At 69.8% G+C, this 18,326-nt stretch carries 16 protein-coding genes; 6 read left to right on the top strand and 10 right to left on the bottom strand.

From position 1 onward, the window contains the following. Positions 1 to 87: 87 nt before the first annotated feature. Positions 88 to 741, bottom strand: coding sequence for an NADPH-dependent F420 reductase (locus ABD164_RS08900; protein WP_425545930.1), 654 nt, complete (start codon positions 739 to 741; stop codon positions 88 to 90). Between the two features lie 194 nt (positions 742 to 935). On the opposite strand from ABD164_RS08900, the gene ABD164_RS08895 reads away from it, so the two are divergent. Beyond that, positions 936 to 2,024 (top strand): LLM class flavin-dependent oxidoreductase, encoded by a 1,089-nt coding sequence (locus tag ABD164_RS08895; protein WP_344295506.1) that lies wholly within the window; start codon positions 936 to 938, stop codon positions 2,022 to 2,024. Here ABD164_RS08895 and ABD164_RS08890 read toward each other — a convergent pair. From ABD164_RS08890 to ABD164_RS08855, 8 genes are all read right to left on the bottom strand, one after another. Continuing rightward, positions 2,021 to 3,205 carry a cation:proton antiporter gene (locus ABD164_RS08890; protein ID WP_344295504.1) on the bottom strand — a complete coding sequence of 395 codons (1,185 nt, stop codon included), beginning with the start codon at positions 3,203 to 3,205 and terminating at the stop codon, positions 2,021 to 2,023. The genes ABD164_RS08895 and ABD164_RS08890 overlap by 4 nt on opposite strands. A gap of 12 nt (positions 3,206 to 3,217) precedes the next feature. After that, positions 3,218 to 3,712 carry a cation:proton antiporter regulatory subunit gene (locus ABD164_RS08885; protein ID WP_344295503.1) on the bottom strand — a complete coding sequence of 165 codons (495 nt, stop codon included), beginning with the start codon at positions 3,710 to 3,712 and terminating at the stop codon, positions 3,218 to 3,220. Positions 3,713 to 3,757: 45 nt separating this feature from the next. Continuing rightward, entirely contained in the window at positions 3,758 to 4,636 is an 879-nt protein-coding gene (locus ABD164_RS08880) for a metal-dependent hydrolase (protein WP_344295502.1), read from the bottom strand. 7 nt (positions 4,637 to 4,643) lie between these two features. Continuing rightward, positions 4,644 to 4,817, bottom strand: coding sequence for a hypothetical protein (locus tag ABD164_RS08875; protein WP_344295500.1), 174 nt, complete (start codon positions 4,815 to 4,817; stop codon positions 4,644 to 4,646). Between the two features lie 90 nt (positions 4,818 to 4,907). Further along, positions 4,908 to 6,071: an acyl-CoA dehydrogenase family protein gene (locus tag ABD164_RS08870; RefSeq protein ID WP_344295499.1), complete on the bottom strand. Its 1,164-nt coding sequence runs from the start codon at positions 6,069 to 6,071 to the stop codon at positions 4,908 to 4,910. 9 nt (positions 6,072 to 6,080) lie between these two features. After that, positions 6,081 to 6,998, bottom strand: coding sequence for a DUF4349 domain-containing protein (locus tag ABD164_RS08865; protein WP_344295498.1), 918 nt, complete (start codon positions 6,996 to 6,998; stop codon positions 6,081 to 6,083). Positions 6,999 to 7,282: 284 nt separating this feature from the next. Continuing rightward, positions 7,283 to 7,729: an aldo/keto reductase gene (locus ABD164_RS08860; protein ID WP_344295497.1), complete on the bottom strand. Its 447-nt coding sequence runs from the start codon at positions 7,727 to 7,729 to the stop codon at positions 7,283 to 7,285. Between the two features lie 147 nt (positions 7,730 to 7,876). Next, a complete protein-coding gene (locus ABD164_RS08855) occupies positions 7,877 to 9,085 on the bottom strand; it encodes an MFS transporter (RefSeq protein WP_344295495.1) in 1,209 nt (402 codons plus the stop codon). A gap of 175 nt (positions 9,086 to 9,260) precedes the next feature. Here ABD164_RS08855 and ABD164_RS08850 point away from each other — a divergent pair, with 175 nt between their 5' ends. Genes ABD164_RS08850 through ABD164_RS08840 form a run of 3 tightly spaced genes read left to right on the top strand, consistent with a single transcriptional unit; the run spans position 9,261 to position 11,966 of the window. Further along, positions 9,261 to 10,157 (top strand): ABC transporter substrate-binding protein, encoded by an 897-nt coding sequence (locus ABD164_RS08850; RefSeq protein ID WP_344295494.1) that lies wholly within the window; start codon positions 9,261 to 9,263, stop codon positions 10,155 to 10,157. A gap of 7 nt (positions 10,158 to 10,164) precedes the next feature. Further along, positions 10,165 to 11,160: an amino acid ABC transporter permease gene (locus tag ABD164_RS08845; RefSeq protein WP_344295492.1), complete on the top strand. Its 996-nt coding sequence runs from the start codon at positions 10,165 to 10,167 to the stop codon at positions 11,158 to 11,160. Next, positions 11,157 to 11,966, top strand: a complete 810-nt coding sequence (locus ABD164_RS08840) for an amino acid ABC transporter ATP-binding protein (RefSeq protein ID WP_425545929.1) — start codon at positions 11,157 to 11,159, stop codon at positions 11,964 to 11,966. Before ABD164_RS08845 ends, ABD164_RS08840 begins: the two co-directional genes overlap by 4 nt. 27 nt (positions 11,967 to 11,993) lie before the next feature. Here ABD164_RS08840 and hrpA read toward each other — a convergent pair whose 3' ends face one another. Continuing rightward, positions 11,994 to 16,016 (bottom strand): ATP-dependent RNA helicase HrpA, encoded by a 4,023-nt coding sequence (hrpA, locus tag ABD164_RS08835; RefSeq protein ID WP_344295491.1) that lies wholly within the window; start codon positions 16,014 to 16,016, stop codon positions 11,994 to 11,996. Between the two features lie 107 nt (positions 16,017 to 16,123). Here hrpA and ABD164_RS08830 point away from each other — a divergent pair, with 107 nt between their 5' ends. Further along, the gene (locus ABD164_RS08830; protein WP_344295489.1) at positions 16,124 to 16,939 is read left to right on the top strand and encodes a CPBP family intramembrane glutamic endopeptidase; all 816 of its coding nucleotides are present in this window, start codon (positions 16,124 to 16,126) and stop codon (positions 16,937 to 16,939) included. A gap of 80 nt (positions 16,940 to 17,019) precedes the next feature. Then, the gene (locus tag ABD164_RS08825) at positions 17,020 to 17,850 is read left to right on the top strand and encodes an aldo/keto reductase (protein WP_344295488.1); all 831 of its coding nucleotides are present in this window, start codon (positions 17,020 to 17,022) and stop codon (positions 17,848 to 17,850) included. Positions 17,851 to 18,326 lie beyond the last annotated feature (476 nt).

The raw sequence follows: 18,326 nt of genomic DNA, 5'->3' as shown, positions 1-18,326 counted from the left end.
CCTCGCTCGCTTCCTCGGATACTGCCCCAAGATACGCCCGGAAATGCGATCTGCGACGGATCGATCGGGGGCGGGCCGTTGCCGAGCTCAGGCCGCGAGGTGCGCCGCGGGCGTGAGCAGGGCCGCGAGCTCGCCTGCCGAGAGTTCGCGCCCGAAGGCCGGGTGCCCAGGCTGCAGGGCTTCGCCGTGCTCGAGCGCACCGCCGTCGACCGGGTCGAATCCGATCGCATCGATGATGGCGGCCACTTCGGCGCGGGCGTCGGGGTCGTCGCCGACGACGGCGAGGGCCCGGCGCAGCGGCGAGCCCGCGGGCATGCTGTCGTCTTCCATCTCGTGGTAGCCGAGGTGGTTGAGCGACTTCACGAGGCGCGCGCGGGGGTTGCGGGCTGCGTTCTGCTCACTCGTCGTGCGCGGGTCGGCGTCGACCTCGGCGATGTTGCCGTCGACGGGCGGCCAGTAGTTCATCGCGTCGACGACGATCCGGTCGTCGAAGTGGCTCCAGGGCACCGTCGGCGCCTTGCCGAACGGTACCGCGACGATGATGATGTGCGCCCGGGCGGCGAGTTCGTCGGGCTGCACCACTTGGGCACCGGGTGCGACGACGCCGACCAGCAGGTCGAGGGCGGTCTGCCGCGGCGAGCCCGCGATCAACACCTCATGACCGGATGCCACGAGCAGGCGTGCGAGCGCCGTGCCCACCTTGCCCGCTCCGAAGATTCCGATCACCGGCCGTTCTGTCACAGTTCCATGCTCCCACTCCGTGTGCAGACCGCGACATCGGATGCCCCGACGCGCGGTCGATGCGTTGTCATGGGTTGGAACGCAGCGGGCGTTCAGGTCATTCCCTGCCGCCTGCCCGAGGGAATAGTCTCGCCTCGTCGGGGGTTGGGCGCAGATGGATGCGAACGCATCGAATACGAAGGATGGGGATGCACATGACCGCGCGCTACGAATTCGGACTCGATACGTTCGGCGATGTCACCGCCGGAGCCGACGGCGCACCGCTGTCGCACGCGCAGACCCTGCGCAACGTGGTCGACGAGGCGGTGCGCGCCGACCGGCTCGGCCTCGACTTCTTCGGCATCGGCGAGCACCACCGTCACGAGTTCGCCGTATCGGCGCCCGAGGTCGTGCTCGCGGCCATCGCGAGCCGCACCGAGCGCATCCACCTGGGCTCGGCGGTCACCGTGCTGAGCTCCGACGACCCGGTGCGGGTCTTCCAGCGGTTCTCGACGCTCGATGCGATCTCGAACGGTCGCGCCGAGGTCATCCTCGGCCGCGGCTCGTTCATCGAGTCGTTCCCGCTGTTCGGCTTCGAGCTGGGCCAGTACCAGGAGCTCTTCGAGGAGAAACTCAACCTCTTCTCGGCGTTGCTGCCGCAGCAGCCGGTGACCTGGACGGGTGAACTGCGCGCGCCGTTGACCGACCAGCTCGTCTACCCGCCCGTCGAGCACGGACAGCTGAAGACCTGGGTCGGGGTCGGCGGAAGCCCCGAGTCGGTCGTGCGCGCCGCGCACTATGGGCTGCCGCTCGTGCTCGCGATCATCGGGGGCAGTCCAGTGCGGTTCGCGCCGCTCGCAGACCTCTACCGCAAGGCGCTCGAGCAGTTCGAGAAGCCGCTGCAGCCGATCGCGATCCACTCCCCGGGCTACATCGGTGAGTCCGACGATCAGGCGCGCGACACGCTCTGGCCGCACTACAAGGGGTACATCGACCGCATCGGGCGCGAGCGCGGATGGGCGCCGGCGACCCGCGAGCACTTCGAGAGCGAGGCCTCGGCCAACGGGTCGCTCTACGTCGGCTCACCCGAGTCGGTCGCACAGAAGATCGCGGCGGCGATGCGCACCCTCGGGGCGACCCGCTTCGACCTGAAGTACTCGAACGGCCCGCTGCCGCATGAGGAGCTCATGCTGAGCATCGAGCGCTACGCGACCCAGGTGGTGCCTCGCGTGCGCGAACTGCTCGCGCTCGACGCCGACGACGCCGACGCCGCCGACATCGATGCCGCCGCGGCGAGCAGCTAGGCGGCAGTGCCCGCGCGGCGCTTGCGCAGCACCATCGCGCGGAACCAGGCGACGTCGGGCAGCCTCGCGAGGAACGTGCCGGTGAGGATCGTGATGAGCACGTAGGCCGTGGCAAGCGGTGCGAGCTCGCGCTCGACACCCGCGCCGACGGCGAGTCCGGCGATGACGATCGAGAACTCGCCGCGAGGCGCGAGCGAGAGGCCCGCGCGCCATTGTCCGAGAGTGCCGACCCCCGCGCGACGGGCGGCGTACGCCCCGGTGATCAGCTTCGTGATGATCGTGACGATCGCGAGCACGACGGCCGGCAGCAGCACCGAGACGAGCGCCGACGAGTCGGTCGTGAGGCCGAAGAACACGAAGAAGATCGCCGCGAACAGGTCGCGCAGCGGCGTCAGCACGGTGCTGGCGTTCTCGGCGACCCTGCCCGAGAGCGCGATGCCCACGAGGAATGCGCCGACCGCCGCCGACACGCTCACCTCGGCCGCCACTCCCGCGACGAGCATCGTGAGCCCGAGCACGCCGAGCAGCAACGGCTCGTATTGGTCAGCGGGGAACAGTCGCGACACGACGTGCCCGTGGCGCAGTGCGATGTAGAGGATGACGGCCACGACGCCCACCGCGATCGCCACCGCGATCGCGCCCTGCAGCAGGCTCACCCCCACCACGATCGCCGAGAGCACGGGCAGGTAGAACGCCATCGCGAGATCTTCGATGACGAGCACCGCGAGGATCGCCGGGGTCTCGCGGTTCGACAGCCTGCCGAGGTCGCGCAGCAGCTTGGCGATGACGCCCGACGACGACACCCAGGTGACGCCGGCGAGCGCGACGGCAGCGACCGGTCCCCAGCCGAGCAGCAGCGCCACTGCCGCACCGGGAAGGGCGTTCAGGAGCGCGTCGAAGATGCCAGCGGTGCGCGCCGACTTGAGGCTGCCGAACAGCTCGGCCGCCGTGTACTCGAGTCCGAGCAGCGCCAGCAGCAGGATGACGCCGATCTCAGCACCCGCCTGGAAGAACTCGGCGCTCGCATCGAGTTCGACGATTCCGCCGTTGCCGAACGCGAGTCCAAGGACGAGGTAGAACGGGATCGGCGAGATGCCGAGCTTGAGCGCGAGGCGCCCGAGGAGGCTCATGGCGAGAAGCAGCGCGCCGACTTCGATGAGGAGCAGCGTCGTCTCGTGCATGCGCGCGGCCGCTCAGTCGGGGCCGTTGGCGAGTAGCCGGGCTACTCCATCGAGTCCTTCACGGGTTCCGACAGCGACGATGACGTCGCCCGCACGCAACGGCTCGGCGGGCGTGGGTGAGGCGATGATGGCCGCGTCGCGCACGATCGCCACGATCGACGCGTGCGTGCGCGTGCGGGCCTTGGTGGCACCGAGAGTGCGGTTCAGGTAGGGCGAGTCGGTCGGCATGGCGATCTGCTCGGTGAACAGGCCGGCGGTCTCATCGCTGAGGCTCGTGAGCCGGCTGAGCATCACCGAGGCGCCGAGCACGTCGGCCAGGGCCGCGGCCTCGTCGTCGTTCAATGGAATGCTGTAGCGGCACGCATCGGGGTCGTCGAGGTCGAAGAGGCCGAGGTCGCGCTCGCCGTCGCGGTGCGAGACCACGCTGATTCGTCGACCGCCTTCGGTGACGAGGTCGTGCCTGATGCCGATTCCGGGCAGATCGACCTTCTCGATATGAACACCCACGTTCGCAATCGTAACCCCGTGCGGGGGTGTCACGGCCTGCTGGGATCAGCGATCCGCGACGACCGCAGTGCGCATCGTGAGAATCGGGGTTCCCTGGTCCTCGTCGAGGCCGAACTCGACCTGCACGCCGTCGAGTTCGGCGAGCGAGGTGACGTGGGTGCCGCCGCAGTCGATGCGCGCGACGCCCTCGGGAAGTTCTGCGACCCAGCGGCGTCGGTCGGTGAGCAGGTCGCCGTCGCGTTCGACGACGACGGATGCCCCGGCCGCGGCCCACCCCGCCATCATCTGGGTGACTGCGTCGGCGAGCGTCTCGAGTTCGTCGGCGAGGCCCGCGACATCGAAACCGGCGCGACGCAGGGACTTGTTGAGCCGGTAGCGATCGACAGAGCCGTTGGGTTCGATGCGACTCGATGCGATCGCGATGCCGTCGAAGTCGGGATTGCCGAGCGCGTCGGTGCGCGCCAGTTTCGACCACCGACCTGCGAGCGCCCGATTGAGCGCGAGGGATGCCGCGTGGCACGCCGTATGGCCGCGCGAGAGGGATCGGCGGGTCGCGGCATCCGCTCGGATCACGACCTCGTCGCCCTCGGTGATCGCGGTGCCGTCGGCGATGAGATGCGCGACGAGGAACGCCCAGCCCTCGGTGCCCTTGCGCACCGGGATATCGGCGCCGAGCGCGAGCACCTCGCCGTCGGTCGCGGCGACGACCGCGTCGAGCACCGCGAGGTCGGCGCCTCCCGCGCTGATCGTGCCGGTGTCGGCGGGCTGGTCGGGCCAGGCCGCGTCGGCGGGGTGGAAGCTCGAGACGTCGGTGATGATCGCGAGCCGCCCGTCGTCGGCCGACGCGACGTGCACGACGCGCGCGGTCCTCTCGAGTTCGCCGACGGGGTAGGTGACGCGGGTGTCTGCAGTGGGCAGGGTCACGCGAGAATCAGCTCTCGGAGTGGCCGAGCAGTGTGGTCGGGATCGCGACTGCGAGCGCGACGCTGAGGATGCCCCCGAAGAAGACCGCCGCCTGGAAGCTCGCCAGCTCGGGCGCGGTTCCCATGAGCCACATGCCGAAGACGAAGAATCCCATGGCGATGATGGTGGCGACGACGTTCACAACGACCTCCAGTGTGCGCTGGCGGCCGATCGCCGCCCACGCCAGTCTAGCCGTGGCCCCCACGGCCGAACGGCGATCCCGGCGCGGGACTCAGGCGTCGATCGGCCCGAGCCACGCATTCGCGACCGTCGAGTGCGCCGACTCGTCGTCGGAGGGGTGGAAGATACCCGCGAGCACGTCGCGGTAGAGGCGTCCGAGCTCGGATCCGGCGAAGTACGTCGAGCCGCCGCTCACCCGAACGGCCTGGTCGACGACTCGCTTCGCTGTCTCGGTGGCGCGCACCTTCATGCTGCTGAGCTTGGGGTACCAGAACTGCCCGTGGTCGACCTGCTCGTCGACATCGCGGGCGAGCGAGACGAGTTGCGGCAGAAGCGCGTCCTGCGCGATCGCCGCGTCGGCGATGCGCCACCTGATGTCGGGGTCCTGCGAGAGCGGTCGTCCATCGTTCTTCATGGAGGTTCGCCGCCGGGCCGCGGCGACGGCGAGGTCGAGCGCGCGCGCGCCGATGCCCGAATACACGCCTGCGAGCAATAGCTCGAAGTTCGCGAAGATGGCGAAGATGAACGGGTCTGCGTTCGGCCCGGGTTCGAGACGGCGCACGATGCGATCGGATGCCGCGTACGCGCCGTCGAGCACGGTCGTGCGGCTCTGGCTCGCCCGCATGCCCATGGTGTCCCAGTCGTCGAGCGACCGCACGTCGGGGTCTTCGCGGTCGATGAACCCGTAGACGAGTTTCGGGGCGTCGGCCGATTCGGTGTCGAGGCCCATGGTGCCGAGGCGGGTCCATGCGGGCGAGAGCGAGGTGAAGATCTTTCGGCCCGTGTAGCGGTAGCCGCCGTCGGGCTGTGGTTCAGCGGTCGAGCGCGAGCCGAACAGCATGAGGTCGTTGCCCGCCTCGCTGATTCCGAAGCCGAACACCTCGCCCTCGCCGGCCTCGCGCATGACGAACTCGAGCGAGTCGTCGCCGCGGTCGCGCAGCACCTTCGCGACGCCCGTCCACACGAGATGCATGTTCACCGCGAGCGCCGTCGCCGGGGCTGCGCCGGCGAGTCGCAATTGCGCCTGCACGGCGTCGGCGAGGCTCCACCCGAGGCCGCCGAACTCCTCGGGCACCAGCACCCGCAGGTATCCCGCCTCGGCGAGCTCGGCGAGGTCGTCGTCGAAGAACGTGTTGTCGCGGTCGTACCCGCTCGCGCGGGCACGGATTCGTTCGAGCAGGTCGTCGTGCAGCAGGGTCTCCAGCGTCTCGCTCACGCGGCCAGACTACGCCCGGGGCTCCTGCTCGGGCAGGGTGGGCGTGCGCCGACGACCGCGTGTCGCGAGCACGATGATGACCGCGGCGATCGCGGCGATGACGAGCAGTGCGAGGATCCACGGCAGCATGACGCCGAACGCGACGCCGAGTGACGAGGCGAACGCGGTGAGCGCGGCCCACCCGGCGACCACGCCGCTCCAGAAGTCGTCGGGCCGCGGGTCGGGTGCCACCGCTTCGGTGACGAGGTCGACCGTGACCGTCGAGAAGTCGACCTGGTCGACGAGCAGGTCGCGCTGCTGGGTGAGGCTGTCGAGCTCGGCCTGCCGGGTCGTCAGTTCGGACTCGATGGCGATCAGGTCAGTGATGCTCGTCGCCGTCGAGAGCAGCTGCTGCAGGCGATCGACCGACGCGCCGAGGGCGTCGATGCGTGCTTCGACGTCTTGGCGCTGCTGCGTGACATCCGACGCGTTCATCGACACCGACGTCACGGTGCCCAGCTCGCGCAACTGGTCGACGACCCGGTCGAGCTCGTCGCTCGGGATGCGCAGCACGAGCTGCGCACTCGGCTGCTGGGTGTCGGTGCCCGGCGTCTCGGTGCGGCTGTCGACCCGCCCGCCCGACTGCTCGACGAGGTCGGCGGCGTCTTCGGCGGACGCGACGGGGTCGTCGACCGTGATCGAGACCCGCCCTGTCGTGATGACGCTGCGGTCGGGCACGAGCGACTCCGAGCCGGCGTCGCCGCCCGCGGCGTCTTCGACGGCCTGGTCTTGGGCGGCCTCGCCGGGTGCGGGCGCGACCTCGGCGGGTATGCCGACGCTCGGGGACGTCGATTCACCGGCCCCCATCGAACAGCCGGCGAGAAGCAGGGCGATGAGGGTTGCGGCCGCCATCGCCGGGGCGAGTCGTCGCGCGTGTACGGGGTTCATGTGCACAGGGTATTGCCGCGCCGGAATCCGATGTCTGGGCTCCGGCTGGGAGTCGTGTCACGATCGGGTTGCGCCCGGCTGGGTGTTGCCGAACGGCCCCGACGTTCGGCGCGGGCCGTGCGTTCAGCCCCGGTCGAGAAGCTGCGCGGCCCCGGTCGAGTAGGCGCCGCCGCCGGTCGAGTAGGCGCGCCGCCGCCGGTCGAGTAGGCGCGCCAGCGCCGGTCGAGTAGGCGCGCCGCCGCCGGTCGAGTAGGCGCGCCAGCGCCGTATCGAGACCCTCGTGGTCAGTCGAAGTCGGGATCGCGCCCGGTGCGTTCGCCGGTCTCGAACGTCGCGATGACGGCGAGGTCGTCGGCACCGAGCTCGAAGTCGAAGACATCGAGGTTCTCGCGGATGCGAGCCGCTGAGCTCGCCTTGGGAATGACGATGTTGCCGAGTTGCAGGTGCCACCGCAGCACGATCTGCGCGGGCGTGCGGCCGTGCGCCGCGGCGAGTCGGTCGAGCACCGGTTCGCCGAGGATGCGACCGCGCGCGAGCGGTGACCACGCCTCGGTGCGGATGCCCCGTGCCGCGTCGAACGCGCGCAGCTCGGCCTGCGGCAGCCACGGATGCAGCTCGACCTGATTGACCACGGGCGTCACCCCGGTCTCGGCGACGATGCGCTCGATGTGGTGCGCGTGGAAGTTCGCGACGCCGATCGACCGCACGCGCCCCTCGGCCTGCAGGCGCACGAGCGCGCGATCGCCTCGAGGCTCAGCCGCACGGCATCGGCGGCGGGTACCTTGTACAGGGCGAAGCCCAGCTGGGGGATTGCAGCGCCGTCGGCGAGCGGCAGGAGCGGGGCGGGAGAGTTCGGCTGCGGCATCCGTGGGCCTTTCTCAACTGGGCTGCAGGGGCACCGGTTCGGTATCGGGTATCGGGCTCGCGTCGCGGCCACGCAGGTCGGGATGCCACGGGCGCCCCACAACCGCGGCGAGCATGCCGAGCAGCGCCAGCCCTGCTGCGGCGAAGAACGCGCCCTGTGCGCTGTACGCGTCGATGAGGAACCCGGCCAGGGCCGACCCGAGCGCGGCGCCGATGAGCTGGCCGGTGCCGACCCAGCCGTAGGCCTCTGCGGTGTCGCTGAACTTGACACTCGCCGACACGATCGCGAACAGCACCGCGAGTGCTGGTGCGATGCCGATGCCCGCGACGAACAGGGTGATCGCCAGCCACCAGAAGTCCATGACGAACGCGGCGAGCGCCATGCCCGCGAAGACGATGAACAGGCGGCGTGCGGTCGACCACGGTCCGATCGGCACGTGCCCGAGGAACAGGCCGCCCGCGAGCGAGCCGACCGAGAAGATCGCGAGCACGATGCCCGCCTCGGCACCGTCGTGGCCGAACACCGCGACGACGCCCGCCTCGAGCGCGGCGCACGCGCCGATGAGCAGGAACCCCACGATCGTCGCGAGCATGACCGCCGGGCGGGCGAGCACCGTGCCGAACCGTCGCTTGGATCGCGGGATGCGCACCCTGCCCAGCTCGGGCGAGGAGATGAACCAGATGCCGCCGCCGACCATCATCGCTGCGGCCAGCAGGATCGCCCAGACGGTGCCGATCTGCGTCGCGACGAACGTGGTGACGACCGGGCCGACGACCCAGATGATCTCCTGCGCCGATGCATCGAGCGAGAAGAGCGGGGTCAGCTGGCGGGAGTTCACCATCTTCGGGTAGATCGTGCGCACCGCGGGCTGCACGGGCGGCGTCGCGAGGCCTGCGACGAGCCCGACGGCCATGTAGAGGGGCACGGTGAGCTCCAGTACGCCGATGGCGACCACGGCCGTCGCACAGATGACGAGCGTGACGACCAGCACCGGGCGCATGCCGAACCGCCCCATGAGCCGGCTCGTCAACGGGCCGGCGACGGCCTGACCGATCGACGTGGCGGCGAGCACGAGCCCGGCGGCGCCGTAGGAGGCCGTCTGCTGCTCGACGTGCAGCAGGAAGGCGAGCGAGAGCATGCCCGAGGGAAAGCGTGCCGTGAGCTGCGCGGCGATGATGCGAGCGACGCCCGATGTCTTCAGGAGTTCGGAGTAGCTTCCCACGGTTCGTCCACTCTAGTGATCGCGTGCCATGCCGATGCAGTCGCCGCTCGGGCGAATCGGGCACCGCCCGCTCGCCACGAAGGCGCGTGCCGTTGCGAGTAGGCTCGACATCGGCGACGTGGCCAGTTCGAGGCCTGCCGTCGATCGTCTCACCGCACACGACAGAGGTATCAACATGCAACCCCGAAGCCTGCTCCTTCCCGCCGCCCTGGCCGCGGCGACCGCGCTCCTGTTCACCGGCTGCGTCGACAACACGAGTGGCGGCACGGCATCCGAAGAGCCCACCACGTCGACCGAGATCGGCATCGATGAAGAGGCGTCGGCGCTGCTGCCCGACGACATCGCCGAGGCCGGCGTGCTCATCGTGGGCACCGATGCCGCGTATCCACCCAACGAGTTCAAGGATGCCGACGGCAACCCCATCGGCTGGGCGATCGAGCTCTCTGACGCCATGGCCGCGAGGCTCGGAGTCACCGCCGAGTACCAGATCGCGAGCTTCGACAACATCATCCCGGCAGTGACGGGCGGCAAGGCCGACCTCGGCAACTCCTCATTCACCGACAACGCCGAGCGGCAGAAGCAGGTCGACTTCGTCAACTACTTCGAGGCGGGCATCCAGTGGGCACAGCCCGCCGGCGGCGACGTGAACCCCGACGACGCGTGCGGCCTGAAGGTCGCCGTACAGGCGACCACGTTCGAGCACACCGATGAACTGCCCGGCAAGAACCAGGCGTGCCTCGATGCCGGAAAGCCGGCCATCGAGATCCTGCCGTTCGACTCGCAGGATGCCGCGGCCAACGCGGTCGTGCTCGGCCAGGCCGACGCGATGAGCGCCGACTCGCCCGTCACCCTCTATGCGATCGAGCAGACCGACGGCAAGCTCGAGCCCGCCGGTGAGACGTTCGACTCTGCGCCGTACGGCATGCCGGTGGCGAAGGGATCCGAGCTCGCGGCGGCCCTCCAGGCGGCCCTGCAATCCCTCGTCGATGACGGCACGTACACCGAGATCCTCACCGCGTGGGGCGTGCAGTCGGGCGGTATCGACGAGATCACGATCAACGCGGGCTCGTAGGTCGATCGTGACCGACACCACACGCCCGGCGGCGGGAACGACCCCGCCGCCCGGCGGGTCGCCCGAACGCTCCCCGGCGAAGGTCGTCAGGCTGCGCCACCCGTGGCGAACGGTCTTCGCGGTCGTCCTGCTCCTGCTCGTCGCGCTGTTCGTCATCGACGCGGCGCAGCGGACCGCGTATGACTGGCCGGCCGTCGGCAAGTACGTCTTCGACCGTCGCATCTCCGAGGCCGCGGTGTTCACGCTGCTGCTCACGGTGCTCTCGATGATCTTCGCGATCATCCTCGGTGTCGTGCTCGCCGTCATGCGACAGTCCGAGAACCCGGTCGTGAAGTCCGTCGCGTGGGTCTACCTGTGGATCTTCCGCGGCACCCCGGTCTACGTGCAGCTGGTGTTCTGGGGCCTCATCGCCATCATCTACCAGACGATCGACGTCGGCGTCCCGTTCATGGAGCCGTGGGTCTCGGTGCCGACGACGGCGGCGCTGAACGCGTTCTGGATCGCGGTCATCGCGCTCTCGCTCAACGAGGCGGCGTACATGGCCGAGATCGTGCGGGCGGGCCTGCTTTCGGTCGACCCGGGTCAGCACGAGGCGGCGACGGCGCTCGGCATGAGCTGGTCGAAGACGATGCGCCGCATCGTCCTGCCGCAGGCGATGCGCGTCATCATCCCGCCGACCGGCAACGAGGTCATCTCGATGCTGAAGACGACGTCGCTCGTGTCGGGTGTGCCGTTCACGCTCGAGCTCTATGCGAGGTCGCGCGACATCTCGGTCGAGATCTTCAACCCCATCCCGCTGCTCATCGTCGCGTCGCTGTGGTACCTCGCGGTCACGTCGGTGCTCATGGTCGGGCAGTACTTCCTCGAGAAGCGTTATGCGCGCGGCGTCGGGGCACGGCCCGACACGGTGGCCGGCACGGTGCCCACCGCGGCGATGCCGGCGGTCGACCTCGACACCGACGCCGATCCGGGTTCCGCACGACACGGAGGAGACGCACGATGACCGACCACGCGACATCCGCCGAACCGACGGCGACCGGTGCCGACGCGACGCCCATGGTGCTCGCCGAGTCGGTCTCGAAGAGCTTCGGCTCCAACGAGGTGCTGAAAGACATCTCGCTCGAGGTCAAGCGCGGTGAGGTGCTCTGCCTCGTCGGCCCGTCGGGCTCGGGCAAGTCGACGTTCCTGCGCTGCATCAACCACCTCGAGCGGGTCTCGTCGGGCCGCCTCTCGGTCGACGGGCAGCTCGTCGGGTACCGCGACGGCGGCGAGAAGATCTACGAGATGCACCCGAAAGACGCCGCGAAGCAGCGCCGCGACATCGGCATGGTCTTCCAGCGGTTCAACCTGTTCCCGCATATGACCGCGCTCGAGAACGTCATGGAGGCGCCCGTGCAGGTCAAGGGCGTGTCGAAGGCGCAGGCGAAGGCCCGCGCCCACGAACTGCTCGCCCGGGTGGGGCTCGCCGAGCGAGCCGACTACTACCCGGCGCACCTCTCAGGCGGGCAGCAGCAGCGCGTGGCGATCGCCCGCGCGCTCGCGATGGATCCGAAGCTCATGCTCTTCGACGAGCCGACGTCGGCACTCGATCCCGAGCTCGTCGGCGAGGTGCTCGACGTCATGAAGAACCTCGCCGCGTCGGGCATGACGATGATCGTCGTCACGCACGAGATGGGCTTCGCCCGTGAGGTCGCCGACACGCTCGTCTTCATGGACGGCGGCGTCGTCGTCGAGACCGGCGACCCGCGCGAGGTGCTCGCGAACCCCCAGCGCGAGCGCACGAGGGCGTTCCTCTCGAAGGTGCTCTGAGCCGAGTCACCGTGGAGGCGCTCGCGGTCAGTCCGCGAGCGCCTTGGCGATGCGTTGTGGCGACACCGTCTCGGCGGTGCGCAGCTCCTGCGCGAAGAGGCCGACGCGCAACTCCTCGAGCATCCAGCGCACCCTGACCAGGCTCTCGGGCGCCTCGGCATCGATCGGGATCCGTCCGCCCGCCGCCTCGAACGCCGCGATCGAACCTTCGAGCTGGTTCATCGACTGCCGGTCGCGGCCGGGGTTCTCGACGAGCTTGCGCACGCGCAGCGTGATGCCCTCGAGGTAGCGCGGCAGGTGTCGCAGCCGCTCGAGCCCCGTCGCCGAGACGAATCCGGCCGGCACCAGCCCCTCGAGCTGGGAGCGCGCGTCGCCGAGCGCCGACATGAGGTGCATGCTCGACGCCTTCGCGATCGCCCGGTCGGCCTCTCGCGAGGCCTTCACGATGCGCGCGACGAGTGAGACCGTCTCGAACATCCGATCCATGAGGCCGGCGGCGACCGCGTCACGCACGGCCTCGAACTCGGCGCGCGACCGCAACAGCCCATCGGGGTGTCGAGCGCGAAGCTCGGCGTCGACGCACGCCGCGAGGCAGTCGTCGAGCAGCGCTCGCGTTCCGGGGTAGTTGCTGGCGGCGAGCTGCAGCTTCTCGTCGTTCGACAGGTGCTCCTGTACGTAGGCGACGGGCGACGGCGTCGCGAGCACGATCAGGCGACGGATGCCCCGCCGCGAGGCCCGATCGCGCTCGTCGGCGGTGGCGACCAGGCGCAGGGCGACTGATGACCCCTCGTCGACGAGCGCGGGATAGGCGCGGATGACGTTGCCCGCCTGGCGTGTGTCGAGGTGCGCGGGAATCTCGTCCCACTCCCAGGTCGTGATGCCGGTGCGCTCCGTGATACCGCTGTTCGCCGGTCGGGGAGCCGCCCGGGGCGTCTCGAAACCCGCCGTTGCGGCATCCGGGCTTCGAGGCGCCGCGCGGTGCTCAACCCGCGATCCGCCGGTGAACGTCGATGCGACCGCGCTCGCCGCCTTGTCGGCGAGTCGGGCCTGCAGTTCGCCGAGTTCCTTCGACGAGCCGAGCGTGCGCCCGCGCTCGTCGACCGCGCGGAACGTCACCCGCAGGTGCGGCGGCACGCGTTCGACGTCGAAGTCGCTCGGGTCGACGGGCGCGAAGGTGAGCCGTCGGATCGTCTGGGCGAGGACCGCCGCGAACGACTCCCGCTCGGCACCGCGCTCGGGGCCTTCGGGCAACTCGGCCGAGATCTTCGCTGCCCATTCGGCGGCGGGCACGACCTGCCGGCGCAGCACCTTGGGCAGGGTGCGCAGCATCGCGGTGATGAGCTCGTCGCGAAGGCCGGGCACCTGCCAGTCGAAGCCGGCCGGCGCGAGTCGCGGCAGCAGCACGAGCGGCACCTGCACGGTGACCCCGTCATCGTCGGCACCGGGTTCGAACCGGTAGCGCAGCGAGAGGCCCTGGTCGCCCTGGCGCCAGCGGTCGGGGAATCCGGCATCCTGCACGACCTCGTCGTCGTCGCCGACGAGGTCGCCAGCGCGCATCGAGAGCAGCTCGGGGGTCGTGCGGTGGGCGGCGCGCCACCAACGTTCGAACGAGCGCGTGTCCGCGACATCCGCCGGAACCCGCGCCTCGTAGAACGCGACGACGGCTTCATCGCCGGCCAGGATGTCGCGACGGCGGGTGCGCTCCTCGACCTCGCCGAGTTCGCGGCGCAGCGCCCGGTTCGCCCGCATGAACGCGAAGAGCCGCTTGTCGAGGCGGCTCGTGTCCCAGTCCTCGTCGACGAGGGCGTGCCGGATGAAGAGTTCGCGAGCGAGCGCCTGGTCGACACGCGCCAGCTGGATGCGCCGCTTCGCGACGATCGGCACGCCGAACAGGGTGACCTTCTCGTCGGCGACCGCCGAACCCTGCCGGCGCTCCCACCGGGGCTCGCTGTAACTGCGCTTGGCGAGCGGGCCCGCGAGCTGCTCGGCCCAGGCCGGATCGATTGCGGCGTTCGTGCGGGCGAACAGGCGGCTGGTTTCGACGAGTTCGGCGCTCATCAAGGCCGACGGCGGCTTCTTCGCGAGCGCCGAACCGGGGAACACGACGAACCGCGCGTTGCGGGCGCCGACGAACTCGGCCTGCGGGCGGCGGCCTTTGCGCTCGCCGTCTCGCGCTGCGCCCGCGCCGCCCCGACCGCTCGACGTCTTCGAATCGTCGCGCAACCCGATGTGCGAGAGCAGCCCGGCGAGCAGTGCGCGGTGGATGCCGTCGCCTGTGGCTCGGGCCGGCGCTGCCGGCTCGCCCGCCTGCTGCCCGACATTGAGGCCGAGCGGCTTGGCGAGCCGCACGAGCTGGCGGTAGAGATCCTGCCATTCGCGCACACGCAGGTAGTTCAGGTACTCGGCGCGGCACATGCGGCGGAAGGCGCTGCCCGAGAGCTCGCGCTGCTGGGCCTCGAGGTGGTTCCAGAGGTTCAGCAGCGTCATGAAGTCGCTCGTCGGGTCGACGAACCGGGCGTGGAAACCGTCGGCCTGCTCGCGCTTCTCGAGCGGGCGTTCCCGGGGGTCTTGGATGGTGAGTCCCGCGACGATCGCGAGCACCTCGCGCGAGACTCCCTGCGTCTTCGACTCGAGCACCATGCGGGCGAAGCGCGGCTCGATCGGCAGCCGCGACAGCTGACGGCCGATGCGCGTGAGCTGTGGTCCGTCGCCGCGAGCGCCGTCGTCGAGCGCCCCGAGCTCGCGCAGCAGCTCGAGCCCGTCGCGGATGCCGCGCGGGTCGGGCGGCGTCAGGAACGGGAACTCCTCGATCGCCCCGAGCCCGAGCGAGGCCATCTGCAGGATGACGGCGGCGAGGTTCGTGCGCAGAATCTCGGGATCGGTGAACTCGGAGCGGCGCTCGAAGTCGTCCTCGGCGTAGAGGCGAATCGCGATGCCGTCGCTCGTGCGCCCCGACCGCCCCGATCGCTGGTTCGCCGAGGCCTGCGAGATCGGCTCGATCGGCAGCCGCTGCACCTTCGACCGCACCGAGTAGCGGCTGATGCGCGCGGTGCCCGCGTCGACGACGTAGCGGATCCCCGGCACCGTGAGGCTCGTCTCGGCGACGTTCGTCGCGAGCACCACACGGCGCTTCAGCCCCGCCACCTTCGACGGCTCGAACACCTTGTGCTGGTCGGCCGACGAGAGCCGGCCGTAGAGCGGCAGCACCTCGGTGGCCCCGGCGCCGCCGCGCCGGGTCGCGTGCGCCCGCACCGCCGCCTCGGCGTCGCGGATCTCGCTCTCGCCCGAGAGGAACACGAGCACGTCACCGGATGACTCGCGCTCGAGCTCGTCGAGGGCGTCGAGAATGCCCTGCTGCACGTCCTTGTCGTCGGCGGCCGCGCCCTCGTCGTCGGAGTCGTCCGTCGGTCGAGTAGCGCCCGACGAAGGAGGACGCGTATCGAGACCACCGACCAACGGCCGGTAGCGCACCTCGACCGGGTACGTGCGCCCCGACACCTCGATGACGGGCGCCGGCCGGCCCGAAGCATCCGCGAAGTGCTTCGCGAAGCTCTCGGGATCGATCGTCGCGCTCGTGACGATCACCTTGAGATCGGGGCGCCGCGGGAGCAGGCGCCGGAGGTACCCGAGCAGGAAGTCGATGTTGAGGCTGCGCTCGTGCGCCTCGTCGATGATGATCGTGTCGTACCGGCGCAGGTCGCGGTCGCGGTGGATCTCGTTCAGCAGGATCCCGTCGGTCATCACCTTGATGCGCGTCGACTCGCTCACCTTGTCGGTGAAGCGCACCTGGTAGCCCACGAGGCTGCCGAGCTCGACCCCGAGCTCCTCCGAGATGCGTTCGGCGATCGTGCGGGCCGCGATGCGTCGTGGCTGCGTGTGCGCGATCGACTCGCGCCCGAGCTCGAGGCAGATCTTGGGCAGCTGCGTGGTCTTGCCCGAGCCGGTCGCGCCGGCGACGATGACGACCTGGTGGTCGCGCAGGGCGCGTGCGATCTCCGCGCGCTGCGCAGAGACGGGCAGCTCGGCGGGGTAGGTGATCACGGGAAGCACAGCCCTTCATCGTAGGCGCTGGCGGCCGGGCGGTGCGCGCGGGGCCCGTAAGCGACATCCGGCGTCGGGGGTCGACGGATCGTGGCGCGCCGTGCAACGATGCCCGCATGACGACGGATGTCCCTGCCCGCGCCCCGTCGTCGGCGACCCGGGTGCCGCCCCTCACCTGGGTCCTCGGCCTGCCCCTGTTGCGCGTCGTGCTCGTCGGGCTCGCCGCCGCGATCACCTGGCTGCTGCTCGCCGGCGACGACGGCCCCGGCGCCTTCCCGCCCGAGTTCACCTACGCCGCCCTCACGATCCTGCCGATCAACCTGATCTCGCTGTGGCTCGTGCGACGTGCGCTGCACCGCGAGGGCAACCGGACCCGCGACCTCATCGACTTCTCGTGGCGACGCCTCGGCACCGACGTGCTGTGGGGACTGCTCTGGCTCAGCGCGCTCGCGGTGCCGTTCGCCCTCGCGATGGTCGGCGTGCTCGTGGGACTCGAGGGTGTCGGCGTCTTCGAGCGCTTCGACACGCTCTTCGCGCCCGCGGCTTCAGGCGAGCTGCCCGACCGCGCCTGGCTCACGGTCACCGCGGTCGTCACCGTGCTCACGTTCGCGCCCCTGAACGCCCCGACCGAAGAGCTGGTCTACCGCGGCTACTCGCAGGGCGGCCTGCAACGGCATCGCTGGCCGACGTTCTGGGCGATCGTCGTGCCGGCGGCGATCTTCGGCCTCCAGCACGTGTTCTTCGCACCGGCCGGCCCGCTCACGCTCGCCTACATCGCGGCCTTCTTCGTCTGGGGCGCCGGCGCGGGCGTCATCGTGTGGTGGCAGCGGCGCCTGATGCCGATCATCGTGGCGCACTTCCTGACGAACCTCTTCACGAGCGCGCCGGTGCTGGTGCTCGTCTTCCTCCCCGACTCGGCATTCGCAAGCTGACGCGCTCCTCCAGGGGGTCGCCGATTCGCGCGCAGCGAACCCCCTGTCGCATTGGCCGGCACGCGTGGTGGGATGAGGCCATGACTTCCGTTCCCCGCATCCAGCTCAACGACGGCTCCTCGATCCCGCAGCTCGGCTTCGGCGTGTTCAAGATCGACCCCGACGAGACCGAACGCCTCGTCACCGACGCGCTCGAGGTCGGGTACCGGCACTTCGACACCGCCCGCATCTACGGCAACGAGCAGGGAGTCGGGCGAGCCGTCGCGAGTTCCGGCGTCTCCCGAGAAGAGCTCTACATCACGACCAAGGTCTGGAACGACGACCACGGCATGCAATCGGCGTTCGATGCCTTCGATGCGAGCCTCGAGCGGCTCGGGCTCGACTACGTCGACCTGTACCTGATCCACTGGCCGGTACCCGCACAGGACCGCTACGTCGAGACGTGGCGGGCGCTCGAGGCGATTCGCGAGTCGGGCCGCGCTCGGTCGATCGGCGTCTCGAACTTTCTGGTGCCCCACTTGCAGCGTCTGCTCGATGAGACGGCGGTCGTGCCGGCGGTCGACCAGATCGAACTGCATCCGGCGCACCAACAGCCCGCGACCGCAGCCTTCGCGGCAGATCACGGCATCGCCGTCGAGGCGTGGGGTCCACTCGGGCAGGGCAAGTACCCGTTGCTCGAACTGCCCGAGATCGTCGGCCCGGCCGCTGCGCACGGCAAGGCGCCGGCCCAGGTCGTGCTGCGGTGGCATCTGCAGCGCGGATACATCGTGTTCCCGAAGACGACGAACCGTGCCCGTATGGCGCAGAACTTCGACGTGTTCGACTTCGAGCTCAGCGATGACGAGATGCAGGCGATCAGCGACCTCGAGCGCGAGGGTCGCGGCGGATCGCATCCCGACTCGGTGAACTGACCCGCCGGCGCCCGATTGACTCGCCGCGATCGCTGCGATTTCGATCATGATCAGGTTTCGGATGTCCCGGGCGTGGCGCCGCACAGCCGGCGACACGCCCGGGATGCACAGCTGATTTGGCGCTCTGACGTTGTTCCACGTAGATTTTCTCTTGTCGCCACGGCGGTGCGGAGGGCCGAGAGCCAGCCGGCCGCGAAGAACGACATTCTTAGCCAAATAGCCTCGAAGTCGCATTGCGACTCGGTGATTTCAAGCCTAAGATAGAACCCCTGCTTCAGTACGGGCCATGGCCTTCGAGTCGTGGCTTGACCGTGAGAACGGTCGGCGGCGTTCAGACCTGTGTCCGAGCCCGTGTGCGAAGTGGTATGGTAGATAGGTTGCCCTGAGAGCAGGCCGCGAGGCTGAAACTCGGGTGCGTCCGTTCCTTGAGAACTCAACAGCGTGCACTATGTTCAATGCCAATTTTTTGAACCCTG

Origin of the sequence: Agromyces neolithicus, from assembly GCF_039529735.1 — a bacterium.
Classification (GTDB): domain Bacteria; phylum Actinomycetota; class Actinomycetes; order Actinomycetales; family Microbacteriaceae; genus Agromyces; species Agromyces neolithicus.
This window is presented reverse-complemented; position numbering and strand designations above follow the sequence as displayed.

Excerpts from the sequence above, each read along its gene's own strand:
- ABD164_RS08850 (WP_344295494.1), top strand. The coding sequence starts at position 9,261 with ATGCAACCCCGAAGCCTGCTCCTTCCCGCCGCCCTGGCCGCGGCGACC.
- ABD164_RS08840 (WP_425545929.1), top strand. The coding sequence starts at position 11,157 with ATGACCGACCACGCGACATCCGCCGAACCGACGGCGACCGGTGCCGAC.
- ABD164_RS08895 (WP_344295506.1), top strand. The coding sequence starts at position 936 with ATGACCGCGCGCTACGAATTCGGACTCGATACGTTCGGCGATGTCACC.
- ABD164_RS08890 (WP_344295504.1), bottom strand. The coding sequence starts at position 3,205 with ATGCACGAGACGACGCTGCTCCTCATCGAAGTCGGCGCGCTGCTTCTC.
- ABD164_RS08825 (WP_344295488.1), top strand. The coding sequence starts at position 17,020 with ATGACTTCCGTTCCCCGCATCCAGCTCAACGACGGCTCCTCGATCCCG.
- ABD164_RS08830 (WP_344295489.1), top strand. The coding sequence starts at position 16,124 with ATGACGACGGATGTCCCTGCCCGCGCCCCGTCGTCGGCGACCCGGGTG.
- ABD164_RS08865 (WP_344295498.1), bottom strand. The coding sequence starts at position 6,998 with ATGAACCCCGTACACGCGCGACGACTCGCCCCGGCGATGGCGGCCGCA.